This is a genomic window from Aeromicrobium sp. CTD01-1L150 (genome assembly GCF_041951745.1).
Classification (GTDB): Bacteria; Actinomycetota; Actinomycetes; order Propionibacteriales; family Nocardioidaceae; genus Aeromicrobium.
In genome coordinates, this window is sequence record NZ_CP169555.1 from 3,594,556 (window position 1) to 3,611,350 (window position 16,795).

A 16,795-nucleotide genomic window follows, 5' to 3' on the forward strand; every position below is an offset into this window, starting at 1 on the left:
CGTTCGTCCAGGGAGGTGTCGGCATGACCCTCACCCAGGCATCCAGTGGTGGCGGGGCAGCGCTGCTCGCCGACGAGGAGCAGCCGCTGCTCACCCGGGTGGTACGGATGCAGGCCTTCCAGATCCTGCTCGTCCTGCTCGGCATCGTCGCGATCTTCGCGACGCTCGCGCCCAACAACTTCGCCAACGTCGGCAACGCCCGTCTGATCGCCGTCAACGCCTCCATCCTCGCCGTCCTCGGCGTGGGGGTGACGTTCGTCATCATCACCGCGGGCATCGACCTGTCGATCGGCTCGGTCATGGTCTTCTCCGGCGTCGTGAGCGCCAAGACGATGCTCGCGATCGGCGGCGACGGCTGGAGCACCGCGCTCATCGGCATCGCCGTCTCCGTCCTCACCGGCCTGGCCTGGGGCGTGTTCAACGGCGTGCTCGTGGCCAAGGCCAAGATCCCGCCACTCATCGTCACCCTCGGTTCCCTGGGCATGGCCCTCGGCCTCGCCCAGATCCTCACCAAGGGCGTCGACATCCGCGACGTGCCGGCCGTCATGCAGTCCGACATCGGCTACGGCCGTGTCGCGGGGCAGATCCCGGTCCTCGTCGTCATCGCGACGGTGGTCGTGCTCATCGGGATGGTCGTGCTGCACAAGACGCGCTTCGGTCGCTACACGTACGCGATCGGCTCCAACGAGGAGGCGGCACGCCGTGTCGGTGTGCGGGTGGATCGCCACCTCATCAAGATCTACGGCATCTCAGGCCTGCTGGCCGGGTTCGCCGGGGCGCTCTCGCTCGCGCAGTTCAGCACCACCGCGATCGCCGGGCAGACGCAGACCAACCTCAACGTCATCGCCGCCGTCGTGATCGGGGGGACGTCACTGTTCGGCGGTGTCGGCACCATCTTCGGGACCGTGGTCGGTCTCTTCATCCCCGCAGTCCTGCAGAACGGGTTCGTGATCGTCGGGATCCAGCCGTTCTGGCAGCAGGTCGCCGTCGGCGCCGTGCTCATCGCGGCCGTCTACGTCGACCAGGCCCGACGGGCCTCCGCGGCCCGTGGCGGCCGCACCCCCCGTGTGTCACGACGACGTGACACACCCGAGAAATCCTCACGCGAGGAGCAAGGAGAACAACCATGAGGCAACTGACCAGGAAGGTGCCGCTGGCATCGGTCGCAGTGCTGGCGGTCACCACGCTCACCGCGTGCGGCGCCGCCGAGGACGGCGGGTCCGGCGGCGACGGCGAGGGACGCACCATCGCCTTCGTGCAGGGTGTCGCCGGCGACGAGTTCTACATCTCGATGCGGTGCGGCGTCGAGGAGGCGGCCGAGGCGGCCGGCGCGGACGTGGACGTGCAGGGACCGGAGAAGTTCGACCCGTCGCTGCAGAAGCCGATCGTCGACTCCGTCGTCTCCTCCCAGCCCGACGCCCTCCTCGTGGCACCGACCGACGTGTCGGCGATGCAGGCGCCGCTGGAGGCGGCCGCGGACGCCGGCATCGAGGTCGTGCTCGTCGACACCACGGTCGAGGACCCGTCCTTCGCGGCCTCGGCGATCGCCTCCGACAACGTCGGCGGCGGCGAGGCGGCGTTCGAGGCCATCAAGGAGCTGAACCCCGACGGCGGCAAGGTCCTCGTGATCGGCACCGACCCGGGCGTCTCCACGCTCGACGCCCGTGTGGAGGGCTTTGAGCAGGCAGCCGGCGGGGACTCGGACTTTGAGTACGTGGGCGTGCAGTACAGCCGCAACGAGCCCGCGCGCGCCGCACAGCTGGTGACGGCCGCCCTGCAGAAGGATCCCGACATCGTCGGCATCTTCGCGGCCAACCTGTTCGCCGCGGAGGGTACCGGGACCGGTGTCCGTCAGGCCGACAAGCAGGACGACGTGACCATCGTCGGCTTCGATGCCGGTCCGGCACAGGTGGAGCAGCTGAAGGAGGGCACGGTGCAGGCGCTCGTCGCCCAGGAGCCGGAGGCCATCGGTGCCGACGGCGTCGCACAGGCTCTCGCGGCACTCGACGGTGACGCCGTGGAGGCCGAGATCCAGACCGGGTTCACCATCATCACGCAGGAGAACGTGGACGGCGAGGCCGCCGACGACGTCTACAAGTCCTCCTGCTGAGGACGAGCAGGCCGGGCGGCGGTTGACCACGGTCCCAGGAAGGGTTGAGCCTGGGACCGTGGTCGCCGCTCGATCAGAAGCGCTCGCCGGTGAGCTGCTCGTAGGCCTGGACGTAGCGCTCGCGGGTGCGATCGACGACGTCGGCGGGCAGCGAGGGCGGCGGGTCGTCGCCGTGGCGGTCCCAGCCTGAGGCAGGCGAGGTGAGCCAGTCCCGGACGAACTGCTTGTCGAAGGAGGCCTGGGGGCGGCCGGGGTGGTACTCATCGGCCGGCCAGAACCTGGAGGAGTCCGGGGTGAGGACCTCATCGCCCAGCACGATGGTGCCGTCGGGCCGAGCACCGAACTCCAGCTTGGTGTCGGCCAGGATGATGCCGCGGGCACGGGCGATGCGCTCGGCCCTGGAGTAGACGGCGAGGGTCAGCTCCCGCAGCCGCTCGGCGATCTCGACCCCGACGGTTCGGGCGACGTGCTCGAAGCTGACGTTCTCGTCGTGCTCGCCGGCTTCGGCCTTGGTGGCGGGGGTGAAGATCGGTTCGGGCAGGCGTGAGCCGTCGACCAGCCCGTCGGGCAGGGGCACCCCGCAGACCTCACCGGTGGCCTCGTAGTCGGCAAGGCCGGAGCCGGTGAGGTAGCCCCGGACGACGCACTCCACCGGGAACATGTCGAGGCGCTCGACGACCAGCGCCCGTCCTCGCACCCGCTCCGGCACCTGGGTCGAGACGACGTGGTGGGGCACGATGTCCTTCAGCTGCTCGAACCACCACAGCGACATCCGGGTGAGGATCTCCCCCTTGTCGGGGATGCCGGGACTGAGCCCGAAGTCGTAGGCGGAGATGCGGTCGGAGGCCACCATCAGCAGCTCGCCGGTCTCCAAGGAGTACAGGTCGCGCACCTTGCCCGAGTGCAGATGGGTGGCGCCGGGAACGTCGAGAGGCACCTCGCCACCCTAGTCCGTCGGCTCTGCAGGTTTCCCACGAGACCGCTCGAAACCTACGCTGACGACACGAAACTTCATGCGGTCGACGCAGGATTCGTGGGTGATGCGTCAGAGGATGGCGTCGGGGGCGTACGTCGCGGCCTCGGGATCGGTGGCGACGAGCGCCTCGACCTGTGCGACGACGTCGGCGACCTGGCCGGTGGCGGCGCCGGTGAACTCCAGCGGTGCAGCGACGAGGGACTCCAGGTCGGACTCGCTCAGGCCGAGCCGCTCGTCGGCGGCCAGCCGTGCGAAGAGGTCGTTCTCCGCGGCGCCCTTCTCCCGCATCGCGAGGGCGACGCCGACGGCGTGCTCCTTGATCGCCTCGTGCGCCGACTCACGTCCCACCCCGGCACGCACGGCCGCCATGAGCACCTTGGTGGTGGCCAGGAACGGCAGGTACCGGTCGAGCTCGCGCTGCACGACGGCCGGGAACGCCCCGAACTCATCGAGCACCGTCAGGAACGTCTCGAACAGTCCGTCAGCGGCGTAGAACGCATCAGGCAGCGCGACCCGACGCACGACCGAGCAGGAGACGTCGCCCTCGTTCCACTGGTCGCCGGCCAGCTCGCCGACCATGGAGGCGTACCCGCGCAACACGACGGCCAGGCCGTTGACGCGCTCGCAGGAGCGGGTGTTCATCTTGTGCGGCATCGCGCTGGATCCCACCTGGCCGGGCGCGAAGCCCTCGGTGACGAGCTCGTTACCCGCCATGAGGCGCACCGTCGTGGCGAGGTTGGAGGGCGCGGCCACCAGCTGCACCAGAGCCGTGACGACGTCGTAGTCGAGCGAGCGGGGGTAGACCTGCCCGACGCTCGTCAGGACGTTCTCGAACCCCAGGTGCGCGGCGACCCGCGACTCCAGCTCACCCAGCCTGGAGGAGTCCCCCAGCAGGTCGAGCTGGTCCTGCGACGTGCCGACCGGGCCCTTGATCCCCCGCAGCGGGTAGCGGGCCAGCAGGTCGTCGAGCCGGCCGACGGCCACCAGCAGCTCGTCGGCGACCGTCGCGAACCGCTTGCCCAGCGTGGTGGCCTGGGCGGGGACGTTGTGGCTGCGACCGGCCATGACCAGCTCGGCGTGCTCGGTGGCCAAGCGGGCCAGACGAGCGGCCGTGGCGACGGCGCGCGAACGCAGCACCTGCAGCGACGCCCGGACCTGCAGCTGCTCGACGTTCTCGGTGAGGTCGCGTGAGGTCATGCCCTTGTGGATGTGCTCGCTGCCGGCCAGGGCCGCGAACTCCTCGATGCGGGCCTTGACGTCGTGACGGGTGACCCGCTCCCGCTCGGCGATGGAGGCGAGGTCCACGTCATCCACCACGGTCTCGTGCGCCTCGACCACGCCGTCAGGGGTGGCGACGCCGAGGTCGCGCTGCGCCTTCATGACGGCGATCCAGAGCTGCCGCTCGAGGACGATCTTGTGCTCGGGCGACCAGATGCGGGTGATCGCATCGGACGCGTAGCGGGAGGCCAGGACGTTGGGCGTGCTCACGCGCGACATTCTCCCACCCACCGGGCGGGGCACCCCGGCGGGCTCAGAGCTCGATCTTGCCCGCCTGCGCCGCGAGGGCGATGTCGGTGCGGTGCTGCGCACCCTCGAAGCTGATCGCGTCGACGCCTGCGTAGGCGCGGTCGCGGGCGTGCTCGAGGCCGTCGCCGACGGCCGTGACGGACAGGACCCGTCCCCCTGCCGTCACGAGCCGACCCTCGTCGTCGAGCCCGGTGCCGGCGTGGATGACGTCGACCCCCTCGATCGCGTCGGCCGCGCCGGCGCCGAGGATGACGTCGCCCTTGCTGGAGGACTCGGGGTAACCCGCCGATGCCATCACCACGGTGACGGCCGTGCCGTCCTTCCACTGCGGCAGGCCGACGTCCTGCAGGGTGCCGGTGGCGGCACCGTTCAGCAGGCTCGACAGCGGCGTCGCCAGCAGCGCGAGGAGCGCCTGGGTCTCGGGGTCGCCGAAGCGGGCGTTGAACTCCACGACGCGCACCCCGCGCGACGTGAGCGCGAGGCCGGCGTACAGCAGCCCCTGGAAGGGCGTGCCGCGGCGCTCCATCTCCTGGACGGTGGGGACGAGGACGCGCCGTGCCACGTCGGCGACGAGGTCGTCGGGGGCCCAGTCGAGCGGCAGGTACGCGCCCATCCCGCCCGTGTTGGGCCCGGCGTCGCCGTCGAGGGCGCGCTTGAAGTCCTGTGCCGGTTGCAACGGCAGCACCGTCTGACCGTCGGTGATCGCGAAGAGCGAGACCTCCGGTCCGTCGAGGAACTCCTCGATGACGACACGCCGGCAGGAGGCGGCGTGCTCCACGGCGGCCTGTCGGTCGTCGGTGACGACGACGCCCTTGCCGGCCGCGAGAGCATCGTCCTTGACGACGTACGGCGGCCCGAAGGCGTCGAGCGCAGCCTCCACCTGATCCGGCGTCTCGCACACGTGCGCCAGGGCGGTGGGCACCTCGGCGGCCGCCATGACGTCCTTGGCGAAGGCCTTGGACCCCTCCAGCTCCGCTGCCCGACGTGACGGGCCGAAGCATGCGACCCCCGCGTCACGTACGGCGTCGGCCACGCCGGCCACGAGCGGCGCCTCCGGACCCACGACGACGAGGTCGACGCCCAGACCGGTGGCGAGGTCCGCCACGGCCGCGCCGTCGATCGGGTCGACGTCGTGCAGCTCGGCGACGGCGGCGATGCCGGGGTTGCCGGGCGCCGCGTGGACCTCGGTGACGTTCGGGTCGCGGGACAGGGCGAGGGCGAGGGCGTGCTCACGGCCGCCCGTGCCGATGACGAGGGTCTTCACGCCCGCGAGCGTACCGACCCATGTCAGGCACCGGAGAAAGCGAGGGCCCCGCAGCATCGCTGCGAGGCCCTCGTCCGATCCTCCCGGCTACTTCGGGATGTCGACCTGCACCCGGACCGACTTGGCCTCGACCGTCGACGTGCCGGGGTAGACCAGCGTCACGCCGAACGACGCACCCTTGCGGAAGTTCTTCCCGATGAGGATGCCCGGACGGGTCTTCCGGTTGATCCGGTCGACGATCTTGCCGTCGATGACCCGACCGCGGCCGATCTCCTTGCCGCCGCGGGTGACGATGACCGCCTGGCCCGACGTGGCGCTGGAGCGGGCCGACGGGTGGTCGGGCCTGACCTGGCCGGTGACGTAGGTCATCTTGCTCGGCAAGGTCCTGGAGGTGGCCCTGCTGACGACGGCGTTGCGCTTGGCCACCGTGATGGCGACCGTGCCCGTGTCCGTCTCACCGGCCTCGTCGGTGACCGTGTAGGTCACCTTCTTGGTGCCGGAGGCCTTCTTGTTCGGCTTGTACCGCAGCTCGTCGTCGTGCACCTCGACCGTCCCGTCGGCCTGGTCCTCCTCCGCCGAGAACGCGAGGACATCACCGTCGTCGGCGTCCTCTGCCTCGAGGTCGACGATGGCCTGCTCGGGACTCCGCCCGGCGAACCACCAGGCATGGGTCGACCCGGTCGCGTCCTTGGCCACCGGGGCGGCGTTCGTGACGTCGACGGTCACCGTGGCGGTGTCGGACCCACCACGGCCGTCATCGACGGTGTAGTCGAACGTCGACTGCCCGACGAAGCCCGCGGCCGGTGTGAAGGTGACCGTGCCGTCGACGACGTCCGACAGCTCGCCGCCCTCGACGGTGTCCGGCACCTCATGGGCGAGCTTGTTGTCGTCAGGGTCGTCGGCATCCAGCGCCACCTCCACCGAACGGTCCGTCGACGGGCCGTTCGCACGGACCGTCGCCGACACGTCCTCGGCCTGCGGTGCCCGGTTGGGGCCGAACGTCGTCTCGACGCCGTCCCAGGTCACCGAGGAGACCGTGGACGGGTCCCCACCCTGGGCGAAGAACCCGTGGCCCAGCACCTTGTAGTCCAGCAGCTGCGACAGGATCGTCTTGAGCTTGACCGGAGTGTTGGCCGGCACGACCTCACCGAGCGGACGGCTGGAGACCCATTCGTCGTCCAGGTTGATGTCGTGCGTGCCCTCGCCCGCCGCGGTGGCCGGACGCAGGGTGGTGAAGCCGTTGACCGCCACGTTGTCCTCGTTGCGGACGCGGACGTACATCGGGATCTGGAACCAGACCTCACCGCCGGCAACCGTGTAGCGGGAGTTGCGCACCGCCTGGGCGATGTCGGCGTTCTTGACGTCGAGGTCGACCGAGTTGTTCTCGTAGCCCTTGATGACCTGCGACGTTCCGCGCAGCTCCAGGCCGTCGTTCGTGACGGCCTGTCCGTCAATGGCGGCGATGTTGCCCTGGTGCCACGTGTCGTACTCACCGTCCACCTCTCCGGCGGCGTAGTCGACGATGTCGTTCTCGTGGATGGTCACCGACTCCTCGGCCGGAGTCTGGTCGAAGGAGTACGTGACGCCGTTGAACGTCAGGTCCTCCACCGTGCCCTGGCCCGCGCCGTCGTGCAGCACGCCGACCGCGAGAGGGGTGATGTCGCCCGCCTCCTGCAGCAGCACGTGCAGCGGCCTGGCCGTGTTGGCCGCGATGGACCCGAGCGCCCGGCTGGACATCCACTCGTCGGTGAGGTCGATCTCGTGGCTGCCCTCATCCACCGGCGCCGCAGGACGCAGAGTCGTGAACGACTCGTCGTCGCCGAAGAAGATCGGCAGCTGCAACCAGACCGGTCCGTCGGCCACGGTGTAGCCGGCCGAGCGCACCGCGCGGCCCAGGTCGACGTCCTCGTCGTCGGCGAAGCCCTTGATGACCTGCGAGTCACCATGCAGCGTCAGACCGTTCGCCATCACCTGGTGGTTGAGCGAGGGGCTCTGGCGGTTCGGGTTGGCGTCGGCTGCGGAGTGGCCCTGGTGCCACTGTGTGTAGGTGTCGTCGTTCTCGACCCCGGCGATGTCGGCGTTCTGCACCGAGACGCTCTCGGTCTGCGGGGCGTCCGCCTCGAAGGTGTACGTCGTACCGTCCCACGTCACCGAGGAGATGACGCCCGTGGCGTCGGCTGCCTCGTGATGGAACCCGAAGCCGAGGGTCCGGTAGGAGCCCAGCGCCTGGACGAGCTCCCTGAACGTCCCGCTGCCGTTGGCACCGAACGAAGTACCGGAGATGGCCCGGCTGGTCACCCAGTCGTCCCCGGAGCCGATGGCGTGCTCACCCTCGGTGGCGCCGGTCGCAGGACGCAGCGTCGTGAACTCGACGCCGGAGCCGTTGTCGTAGAACACCGGGATCTGGAACCAGACCTGGCCGCTGCCGACGGTGTACGCGGCGTCGCGCGCGGCGAACAGCAGGTCGACGTTCTTGGCCTCGACGTTCTCAGGCGTCTCGTCATAGCCCTTGATGATCTGTGACTTGCCGATCAGCTCAAGTCCATCGTCGCCGACCTGGTGACGGTATGCCGCGTCGGCGACACCCTGGTGCCACTGGCTGTAGGTCTCGTCGTTCTCGACCCCGGCGATGTCCCGCTCGGCGACGGTGACCTGCTCGGGCGCGTCGGCCTGGAACTCATAGGTGGTGTCGTCCCACGTGATCGACTCGACCGACCCCGTGGCGCCGGTGTCGACGAAGACGCCGAAGGCGAGGGTCTTGTAGTCGTCGAACTCGTTCAGGATGTCGTTCAGCTCATAGCCCTGGTTGGCGACGATCCCGGTACTCACCCCACGGCTGCTGACCCAGGTGTCGGTCAGGTCGATCTCGTGGGTGCCCTCGTCGGCGGCGACGGCGGGACGCAGCGTCGTGAACTTCACCTCGGCAGAGCCCTCGGACCTGAAGAACACGGGGACCTGGAAGAAGATCTGCCCGTCCGTGACCTCGAAGCTGGCGTCCTGGAGCACGTCGTCCAGCAGGGCGTTCTTGGCGTCGAGGGTCTGCGTCGAGTTGGCGTAGCCGTTGATGACCTGGGCCTTGCCGTGGAGAGTCAGTCCGTCGCTGGTGACCGCGTAGTTCTGCTCACCGCCGGCCTGGCCCTGGTGCCAGCCTTCGTACGTGCTCTCATCGGGGGCGATGTCGGCCATGGTCACGGGGACCGTGGTCGGGTCCGCCTGGGCGGGGGCCGATACCAGCGTCGCGGATCCGAGGGCGACCGCGACCAACGCGACCGCCCCGGACCGCAGCCGGCGGGGGGCTGATGTCTTCATGGGGGGAATGTCCTCCAGAGATGGGTGCAGCCACGAGCCGGGCCACAGCGGCCATTCACCCAGAGGCGGGTACCCCCCGGTACCTTTTTGGTTGAACGTGACAACAAGTGACCATGCGAATGGCTCGTTCGGGCCCCCCTGGCTGGAGACTTCGCAGGGCGTGCCTCAGAGCAGGTCGTGCAGCACGACGGTCTGCTCGCGGTCCGGCCCGACGCCGATCGCGGAGATCCGGGCTCCGCTGAGCTTCTCCAGCGCGCGCACGTAGTCCTGCGCGGTCTGCGGCAGGTCGGAGAACTCACGGCAGGCCGAGAGGTCCTCGTGCCAGCCGTCGAAGTACTCATAGATCGGCTTGGCGTGGTGGAAGTCCGTCTGCGTCGTCGGCATCTCATCGACGCGTTCGCCGTCGACGTCGTAGGCGACACAGACGGGGATGCGATCCCACCCGGTGAGGACGTCGAGCTTGGTGAGCACGAAGTCGGTGACACCGTTGATGCGGGCCGCATAACGGGCGATCGGGGCGTCGTACCAGCCGCAGCGACGAGGCCGGCCGGTGGTGGTGCCGAACTCGCCGCCGTTGACGCGTAGACGCTCGCCGTCACCGTCGTCGTCGAACAGCTCGGTGGGGAACGGTCCTTCCCCGACGCGCGTCGCATAGGCCTTGACGATGCCGATGACGCGGGTGATCTGCGTCGGCGCGATGCCCGAGCCGGTGCAGGCGCCACCCGTGGTGGCCGAGGACGACGTCACGAACGGGTACGTGCCGTGGTCGACGTCCAGGAGGTTGGCCTGGCCGGCCTCCAGCAGGACGATCTCGTCACGCTCGAGGGCTTCGTGCAGCAACAGGGCCGTGTCGGCGACCATCGGCCGCAACCGATCGACGTGCGACAGCAGCTCGTCGACGATCTCATCGACCGCGACGGCGCGACGGTTGTAGATCTTGGTGAGGATCTGGTTCTTCAGCTCCAGGGCGCCCTCGACCTTCTGACGCAGGATCTTCTCGTCGAACAGGTCCTGCACCCGGATGCCCAGGCGGTTCATCTTGTCCGCGTACGTGGGGCCGATGCCGCGGCCGGTGGTGCCGATCTTGCGGCTGCCGAGGAAGCGCTCGGTCACCTTGTCGAGGGTGCGGTGGTAGTCGGCGATGACGTGGGCGTTGGCGCTGATGCGCAGCTTGCCGGTGTCGATGCCGCGCGCCTGCAGGCCGTCGATCTCCTCGAACAGCACCGACAGGTCCACGACGACCCCGTTGCCGATCACCGGCGTGCAACCCGGGCTCAGGATGCCGCTGGGCAGCAGGTGGAGGGCGTACTTCTCATCGCCGATGACGACGGTGTGGCCGGCGTTGTTGCCGCCGTTGAACTTGACGACATGGTCGACGCGGCTACCGAGCAGGTCGGTGGCCTTGCCCTTGCCCTCGTCACCCCACTGGGCTCCGACGATGACGACTGCGGGCATCGAGATGCACCCCTCGTGACACGTGGCAAGCCCCGGCGTCGGGACTCTGACCGGGCGATCCTACCGTCGTCGCTCCCGTGCGCCGAACACCGCGCCCGACCTGGCCCTATGCTCACTACCGACGAGGGAGAACGCATGGCCGGGTGGGTGGCGATCGCCAACGCGAACGCGGGCACGAGCAGCGACGCCGAGGTCGCCGCCGCCATGACGCTGCTGCACGAGGCGCACGGCGCACGGCTGGTCGAGACGAAGGACACCGACGACCTGCGCGACGTGCTGTCGTCGGTCGCGGACGACTCGGTGGTCGTGACGCTCGGGGGTGACGGCAGCCTGCACGCGATCGTCGTCGTGCTCGATGAGCTGGGGCGCCTCGGCGACGTCGTGCTCGCCCTGGTCCCACACGGCACGGGCAACGACTTCGCCCGCACCATCGGGATGGACCGTGACGACTCGGCGGCCGCAGCGGAGCAGCTGCTCGACGCGCGGGAGACATCTCTCGACCTGGTCCGCGACGCACGGGGCAGGCCGGTCGTCAACGCCGTCCACGTGGGCATCGGGGCGGAGGCTGCCGTGGAGGCGTCGCCGTGGAAGAAGGCTCTCGGCCCGGTCGGCTATGCCGTGGGCGCGATCATCTCCGGCGTCAAGCACCAGGGGTTCAGTGGCAGCGTGGTCATCGACGACGACCCGGTGCCGAGCCGCGGACGCATCATCCAGGTGGCCGTGGGCAACGGTCGCTACATCGGCGGCGGGGCTCCCCTGCTCCCCGAGGCCGATCCCGGGGACGGTCTCCTGGACGTCGCCATCTCATGGTCCCACCCCAGGCTGCGGCGCCTCGTCTATGCGTGGCGGCTCCGCAAGGGGCGGCACCCACAGCGTGACGACGTCGAGTACCGCCGGGCGACGTCCGTCGCCGTCAGCGGCGATGCGGTCCCCGGGAGCCTCGACGGAGAGGTGTGCGCTCCCTCCTCGAGCCATCGGTGGACGATCGAACCGGGTGCGTTCCGGATGCTCGTGCCATGGCAGACCGCCCACGAGACGGCCGAGGACGTGCCGCGATCGATGGTGGGCCCGGCTCAGCCCACGAGCTCTGCGTAGGCTTCCGGGCTCGACTCCCGCAGGAACTCCCGGCAGCGGTGCGCCTCTTCCTCATCGCCCAGCCGCTCCGATCCGGTGGCGAGGACGGCCAGCGAGCGCAGGAAGCCGTGGTTCGGGGCGTGCGACCACGGGACGGGGCCGTGGCCCTTCCACCCGTGGCGTCGCAGCGCGTCGAGAGAGCGGTGATAGGCAGTGCGAGCGAAGGCGTACCCCTCGAGGTCGCGACCCTCGATCAGGGCAGCCTCGGCCAGCAGCGCCCAGGCGAGGGTCGAGTCGGGGTGCGCGGCGGCGACGCTCTGCACCCCGTCGCCGGCGTCCAGCGCCTCAGCACCGGGGTCCGCAGGAAGCAAGGTCTCGGGCGGCTCGCCCAGCAGGTTCGTCATGCTCCGACCCTACGACCCGGGTGCATGTTTCCCACGCGTGGGAAACATGCAGGCGGCTCGGAGCTTGGTGCCAGCCGGTCAGCTCGGGCGGTCCATCGCGGTGACGGGGTATCCGTCGCCGTCCAGCCCGATGAACGAGGTGGGGAGCTGCGTGACACGGTCACCGGCAGACTCGGGCAGGGGTACGAAGCCGATCGGCCCCTCGGCATCGACGTCCTGGCGGCCGACCCTCAGCTGCGGGGACTCGACCTCCTGCGACATCGCGTAGATGAGGAAGGGACGGCCGTCGTGGCGCTCGTCGGGCCCGATCCACGCCGCGGCGAGCACCGGACGGGGCGCGGCGCCGACCTGCTCACCGAGGACGTACGACGGCACGGAGACCGAGTCTCTCAACGCCGCCGCCACCACCGTGCCGACCGAGCCTGGCGGCGGGTCGGCCGAGCGGACCACGACGGCCACCGCTCTGTCCTCGGGGGCACCGAGCCCCTGGGGCCCACGGCCCGCGCCGAGGACCTCGACCTCCACCTGGTCCGGGGCCAGCCCGTCGTCAGCTGTCTGCTGCATGTGCCCGATGGCGGTCTGCGCGGCCTGACGGACTGCTTGGCCGTCCGAGGACGTCACCGCCTGCCAGATGTCGCCGGCGTCCTTCCGGTCGAAGACCGGTACGACGTCACTGTCACCGAACCAGATCGTGGGTTCGCTCTCGGTGCCGCGCGAGACGCAGCCGTCCGCGGCACCGCTGACCAACCCGGCGTCAACCGACAGCTGTGTGACGTGACCGTCATCGGTCTCCTGCGTCTCCTCGGAGTCACCGCGCCCAGGACACCACACCTGCAGCTCATGGACCTGTGTAGAGAAGTTGAGCAAGTAGCCCGTCTCCACCCTGAGCACGCGGTGGGTCCGGTCAGCGCCCTCACTGTTGAAGATGCGCCACGACTGTTCCTCGGAGTCCGTGCGGAGGGCTGAGACGACGACGTCACCGGAGGCCAGGACGACCATCGTGGCGGGGCCGAGGCTGGGGTGCTCGGTCTCGCCCTCCCACAGCACACGGACGGTGTCCCCCAGCTCCTCGCCCTCAGCCGCCCAGGCGTCGACAGCGTCGAGCGCGACCTCCGAGGTCACCTCGTCCGAGGCGGCGTCGACCACCCTCCGGTCCGGGCCGCCGTCACGCAGCACGAACAGAAAGAGTGCGACGAGAACCACGACGCACACCAGGAGCGCACCGATGATCCAGTACGTCCTGGCGACGTCGCGCGACCCCCGAGCCATGGTCGGCCTAGAGCTTGGTGCCGGCCGAACGCAGGTTCTGGCAGGCCTCGACGACGCGGGCGGCCATGCCCGCCTCGGCGGCCTTGCCCCAGGCGCGGGGGTCGTAGGCCTTCTTGTTGCCGACCTCGCCGTCGATCTTCAGCACACCGTCGTAGTTGTCGAACATGTGGCCGGCGACGGGCCGGGTGAAGGCGTACTGGGTGTCGGTGTCGACGTTCATCTTGATGACGCCGTAGTCGACGGCAGCGGAGATCTCCTCGGGCAGTGAGCCCGAACCGCCGTGGAAGACGAAGTCGAAGGGCGACGGCGTACCGTACTTCTCGGCCACGACGTCCTGCGCGGTCTTCAGCACCTCTGGCCGCAGCTTGACGTTGCCGGGCTTGTAGACGCCGTGCACGTTGCCGAAGGTCAACGCCGTCAGGTAGCGGCCCTTCTCACCCAGTCCCAGGGCCTCGGCCGTGGCCAGCGCGTCCTCCGGGGAGGTGTACAGCTTGTCGTTGATGGCGTTCTCGACGCCGTCCTCCTCGCCGCCGACGACGCCGATCTCGACCTCGAGGATGATGTTGGCCGCAGCGCTCAGCTCCAGGAGCTCCTGCGCCAGCTCGAGGTTCTCCTCCAGCGGCACCGCCGAGCCGTCCCACATGTGCGACTGGAAGACCGGCAGGCCGCCGGCCCGCACGCGCTCGGTGGATGCCGCGAGGAGCGGGCGCACCCAGTTCTCGACGGCGTCCTTGGGGGCGTGGTCGGTGTGCAGCGCGACGTTGACGGGGTAGTTCTTGGCGGTCTCCTGCGCGAAGGCGGCAAAGGCGAGGGCGCCGGTGACGCGGTCCTTGACGGTCGGGCCGGAGAAGTACTCCGCACCACCGGTGGAGACCTGGATGATGCCGTCGGACTCGGCCTCGGCGAACCCGGCGAGCGCCGCGTTCAGCGTCTGCGACGAGGAGACGTTGATGGCCGGGTACGCGAACGACTCGCGCTTGGCCTTGTCGAGCATCTCGGCATAGATCTCGGGAGTGGCGACGGGCATGGGGGCTCCTCGTGGACGTCCGGCAGCGACGCCGCCAGCGTACCGGCGATCGTTCCCCACCTGAGCGGTGCCCGCGCCACCGTCAACGGCAGGGCGACGGAGCCGGCGCCATGGCCCCGGGGGAGCCGGCGCGACGACGGAGCGGGCGTGCACGGTTCGGTGAACACGTCTGCGTCGGGGGCAGTGGTCTTCGCCGTGGGGGAACTGAGGACGAGTTCCAGGCTCACACCCCCGGCCCAGCCTTGACCTCTGACTGGTTCTCCGGGACCCTACGATCGGACAACAGGGGGTCCCATGGTCAAGAAGGTCCTGATCGGCGGCGTCACGCTGGTCGTCGTGGCCGTCATCGCTCTCATCGCCTGGGTGGCGTTCCGCCCCTTGCTCTCCGGCGACTACTCGGTGACGTCGGGCTACGTCGAGAGAATCGGCGTACTCAACGAGACTCCGCTGGTGGCCATGGTGGCCTCCGTCGGCCAGCCGGTCGACGGTCAGGCGGCTGACCAGCTGGAGAACCGGATCACCAACACCGTCGGCCAGGTGGACGTGTTGCTGGAGTCGGTCGACGAGGCGCTGGGCACCCGGGCCGGCACGCGCGACGACGAGGTCCACGAGCAGCTCACCGCTCTTCGCGATGCCTACACGAACCTCAAGGAAGCCCTCGAGACGGTGCAGGCGGACCGATACCCCCAGGTGGCTTGGGTCGCATCAGCGTGCACTGGTGACGTCGCCGGAGGACAGCACTGCGAGTCCGCCGTCGCCGAAGCTCCGGACAGTGTGCAGGACGAGAACCTGGACGCCGTCCTCGCGGCCGGCCGCAGCGTCGCCGAAGGCACGGCGCCGCCGTCGGCGATCCTCGAACCGCTCGAAGGCTGGACCGAGCACGTCGGCTCCCTGTGGGAGCCAATCGAGCAGCACCACGAGGCCGTGACCGCGACGCTCGCCGAGCACGAGTGACGGGCGACGCCTGACGAGCCGCCCGGCTCGGCCCCGCCGGCTGCCTCAGCGACTCTCCGGACCCTCGGCGAGCTTCTTGGTCAACGCCCGCGCCAGCACCTGCGCGGGACTCCAGACCGAGGAGAACGGCGGCGCGTACGGCAGGTCGGTCATGACGAGCTCGTCGACCCCGAGCTCGGACCACAGCGCCATCGCCGCGGTGTCGATGCGCAGCGCTGTTCCCTCGCCACCGGCCAGCTGGACCCCGAGCAGCCGCCGCGACGCCCGGTCGGCGACACCCAGGCCGTGGATCTGTTGGGCGCCCGGGTAGTAGCCGGCGCGAGTGGTCGTCTCGATCGTGGCAACGACGGGGTCGAACCCGGCGTCGCGTGCCTGCTCGACGCCGAGGCCGGTGCGGGCGATCTCGAGGTCGCACAGCTTGGTGACGGCGCTCTGGATGGTTCCCTGGAAGGTTCGGCCGGACCACGTCGCCCCGAGTGACGCGGCGATCGACTCCCCCGCCACGAGCCCCTGCTTGTTGGCGTGGGTACCGAGCGGCAGGTGCACGAGACCTCCACTGAGCCGATCGCGGGTCACCACGCAGTCTCCGGCGGACCACACGCCCTCCATGCCCCGCACGCGCTGCTGCTCGTCGGTGACGAGGCCGTCCTTGGCTCCCTTGGCCGCATCCGGCAGGAGCTCTGAGCGGGCGGTGACACCGAAGGCGGCGACGACGATGTCGGCCGGATGTTCCTGGTCATCGGTCCGCACGGACTCCACGGAGCCGTCGTCACCGACCCCGAACCCGGTGACCTCGGCCCCCGTGACGAGTCGGACTCCCAGGGCGGACATCCGCTCGGCGATGACCGCCCCGATCTCGTCCTCGACGATCGGCAACGGTGTCGAGTCCCGCTCCAGGACGGTCGTCCGCAGTCCGCGCGCGGCGAAGGCCTCGACCATCTCGATGCCGATGTACCCGCTGCCCACCACGACGGCGTCCCGAGCGCCGGCGGCGAGGTGCTCCAGCACCGCGTGACCGTCGTCGAGGTCCTTGATGGTGTGGATCCCACGAGCATCGATGCCCGGGAGATCAGGTCGGACCGACCGCGCCCCGGTGGCGACGACGAGCCGGTCCCAGCCGATCTCCTGCTCGCCTGCGGCGTCACTGAACCGGACGGTGCGCCCCTCGACGTCGATCGACCGCGCGGTGGCCCCGAGCCGGACGTCGATGCCGCGCCGGCGGTGCTCCTCGGGAGTGCGGGCGACGAGGTCGTCGCAGGAGCCGATGTCGCCGGCGACCCAGTACGGGACGCCGCACGCCGAGTACGACGTGTACGTGCCGCGCTCCAGCACGACGACCTCCACGTCGTCGAGCAGCCGGTTGACGGCCGACGCGGCGGTCATGCCTGCCGCGTCGCCCCCGATCACGAGCACGCGAGGAGCCATG

13 protein-coding genes are annotated in these 16,795 nt (G+C 70.0%); 4 read left to right on the top strand and 9 right to left on the bottom strand.

Annotated features, from left to right (window positions below):
- Positions 1-23: 23 nt before the first annotated feature.
- Together ACEVFP_RS17780 and ACEVFP_RS17785 are read left to right on the top strand one after the other, a co-directional pair.
- A complete protein-coding gene (locus ACEVFP_RS17780; protein WP_375000795.1) occupies positions 24-1,130 on the top strand; it encodes an ABC transporter permease in 1,107 nt (368 codons plus the stop codon).
- Positions 1,127-2,110: an ABC transporter substrate-binding protein gene (locus tag ACEVFP_RS17785; RefSeq protein WP_375000796.1), complete on the top strand. Its 984-nt coding sequence runs from the start codon at positions 1,127-1,129 to the stop codon at positions 2,108-2,110. The genes ACEVFP_RS17780 and ACEVFP_RS17785 overlap by 4 nt, the downstream gene beginning before the upstream one ends.
- 73 nt (positions 2,111-2,183) lie before the next feature.
- On the opposite strand, the gene ACEVFP_RS17790 is transcribed toward ACEVFP_RS17785, so the two are convergent.
- The 5 genes from ACEVFP_RS17790 to ACEVFP_RS17810 form a co-directional block, all read right to left on the bottom strand.
- Complete coding sequence (locus tag ACEVFP_RS17790) at positions 2,184-3,047, bottom strand: phosphoribosylaminoimidazolesuccinocarboxamide synthase (protein ID WP_375000797.1); 864 nt, start codon at positions 3,045-3,047, stop codon at positions 2,184-2,186.
- 108 nt (positions 3,048-3,155) lie between these two features.
- The gene (purB, locus tag ACEVFP_RS17795) at positions 3,156-4,583 is read right to left on the bottom strand and encodes an adenylosuccinate lyase (RefSeq protein WP_375000799.1); all 1,428 of its coding nucleotides are present in this window, start codon (positions 4,581-4,583) and stop codon (positions 3,156-3,158) included.
- 34 nt (positions 4,584-4,617) lie between these two features.
- Entirely contained in the window at positions 4,618-5,877 is a 1,260-nt protein-coding gene (gene purD / locus ACEVFP_RS17800; protein ID WP_375000800.1) for a phosphoribosylamine--glycine ligase, read from the bottom strand.
- A gap of 87 nt (positions 5,878-5,964) precedes the next feature.
- Complete coding sequence (locus tag ACEVFP_RS17805) at positions 5,965-9,186, bottom strand: Ig-like domain-containing protein (protein WP_375000802.1); 3,222 nt, start codon at positions 9,184-9,186, stop codon at positions 5,965-5,967.
- Positions 9,187-9,351: 165 nt separating this feature from the next.
- A complete protein-coding gene (locus ACEVFP_RS17810; RefSeq protein ID WP_375000804.1) occupies positions 9,352-10,641 on the bottom strand; it encodes an adenylosuccinate synthase in 1,290 nt (429 codons plus the stop codon).
- 135 nt (positions 10,642-10,776) lie between these two features.
- Between ACEVFP_RS17810 and ACEVFP_RS17815 the strand changes: the two genes are divergently transcribed.
- Complete coding sequence (locus tag ACEVFP_RS17815) at positions 10,777-11,736, top strand: diacylglycerol/lipid kinase family protein (protein ID WP_375000805.1); 960 nt, start codon at positions 10,777-10,779, stop codon at positions 11,734-11,736.
- Here ACEVFP_RS17815 and ACEVFP_RS17820 read toward each other — a convergent pair.
- The 3 genes from ACEVFP_RS17820 to fbaA all read right to left on the bottom strand — a co-directional run bounded on the left by ACEVFP_RS17820 (position 11,715) and on the right by fbaA (position 14,415).
- Positions 11,715-12,119 carry a DUF3151 domain-containing protein gene (locus ACEVFP_RS17820; protein ID WP_375000806.1) on the bottom strand — a complete coding sequence of 135 codons (405 nt, stop codon included), beginning with the start codon at positions 12,117-12,119 and terminating at the stop codon, positions 11,715-11,717. The genes ACEVFP_RS17815 and ACEVFP_RS17820 overlap by 22 nt on opposite strands.
- Positions 12,120-12,197: 78 nt before the next feature.
- A complete protein-coding gene (locus ACEVFP_RS17825) occupies positions 12,198-13,388 on the bottom strand; it encodes a hypothetical protein (RefSeq protein WP_375000808.1) in 1,191 nt (396 codons plus the stop codon).
- 7 nt (positions 13,389-13,395) lie between these two features.
- The gene (fbaA, locus tag ACEVFP_RS17830) at positions 13,396-14,415 is read right to left on the bottom strand and encodes a class II fructose-bisphosphate aldolase (protein ID WP_375000809.1); all 1,020 of its coding nucleotides are present in this window, start codon (positions 14,413-14,415) and stop codon (positions 13,396-13,398) included.
- A gap of 294 nt (positions 14,416-14,709) precedes the next feature.
- Between fbaA and ACEVFP_RS17835 the strand changes: the two genes are divergently transcribed.
- A complete protein-coding gene (locus ACEVFP_RS17835; RefSeq protein WP_375000811.1) occupies positions 14,710-15,369 on the top strand; it encodes a hypothetical protein in 660 nt (219 codons plus the stop codon).
- A 45-nt stretch (positions 15,370-15,414) separates the two neighbouring features.
- Here ACEVFP_RS17835 and ACEVFP_RS17840 read toward each other — a convergent pair whose 3' ends face one another.
- Positions 15,415-16,794 carry an FAD-dependent oxidoreductase gene (locus ACEVFP_RS17840; protein ID WP_375000812.1) on the bottom strand — a complete coding sequence of 460 codons (1,380 nt, stop codon included), beginning with the start codon at positions 16,792-16,794 and terminating at the stop codon, positions 15,415-15,417.
- Between the last annotated feature and the right edge of the window lies 1 nt (position 16,795).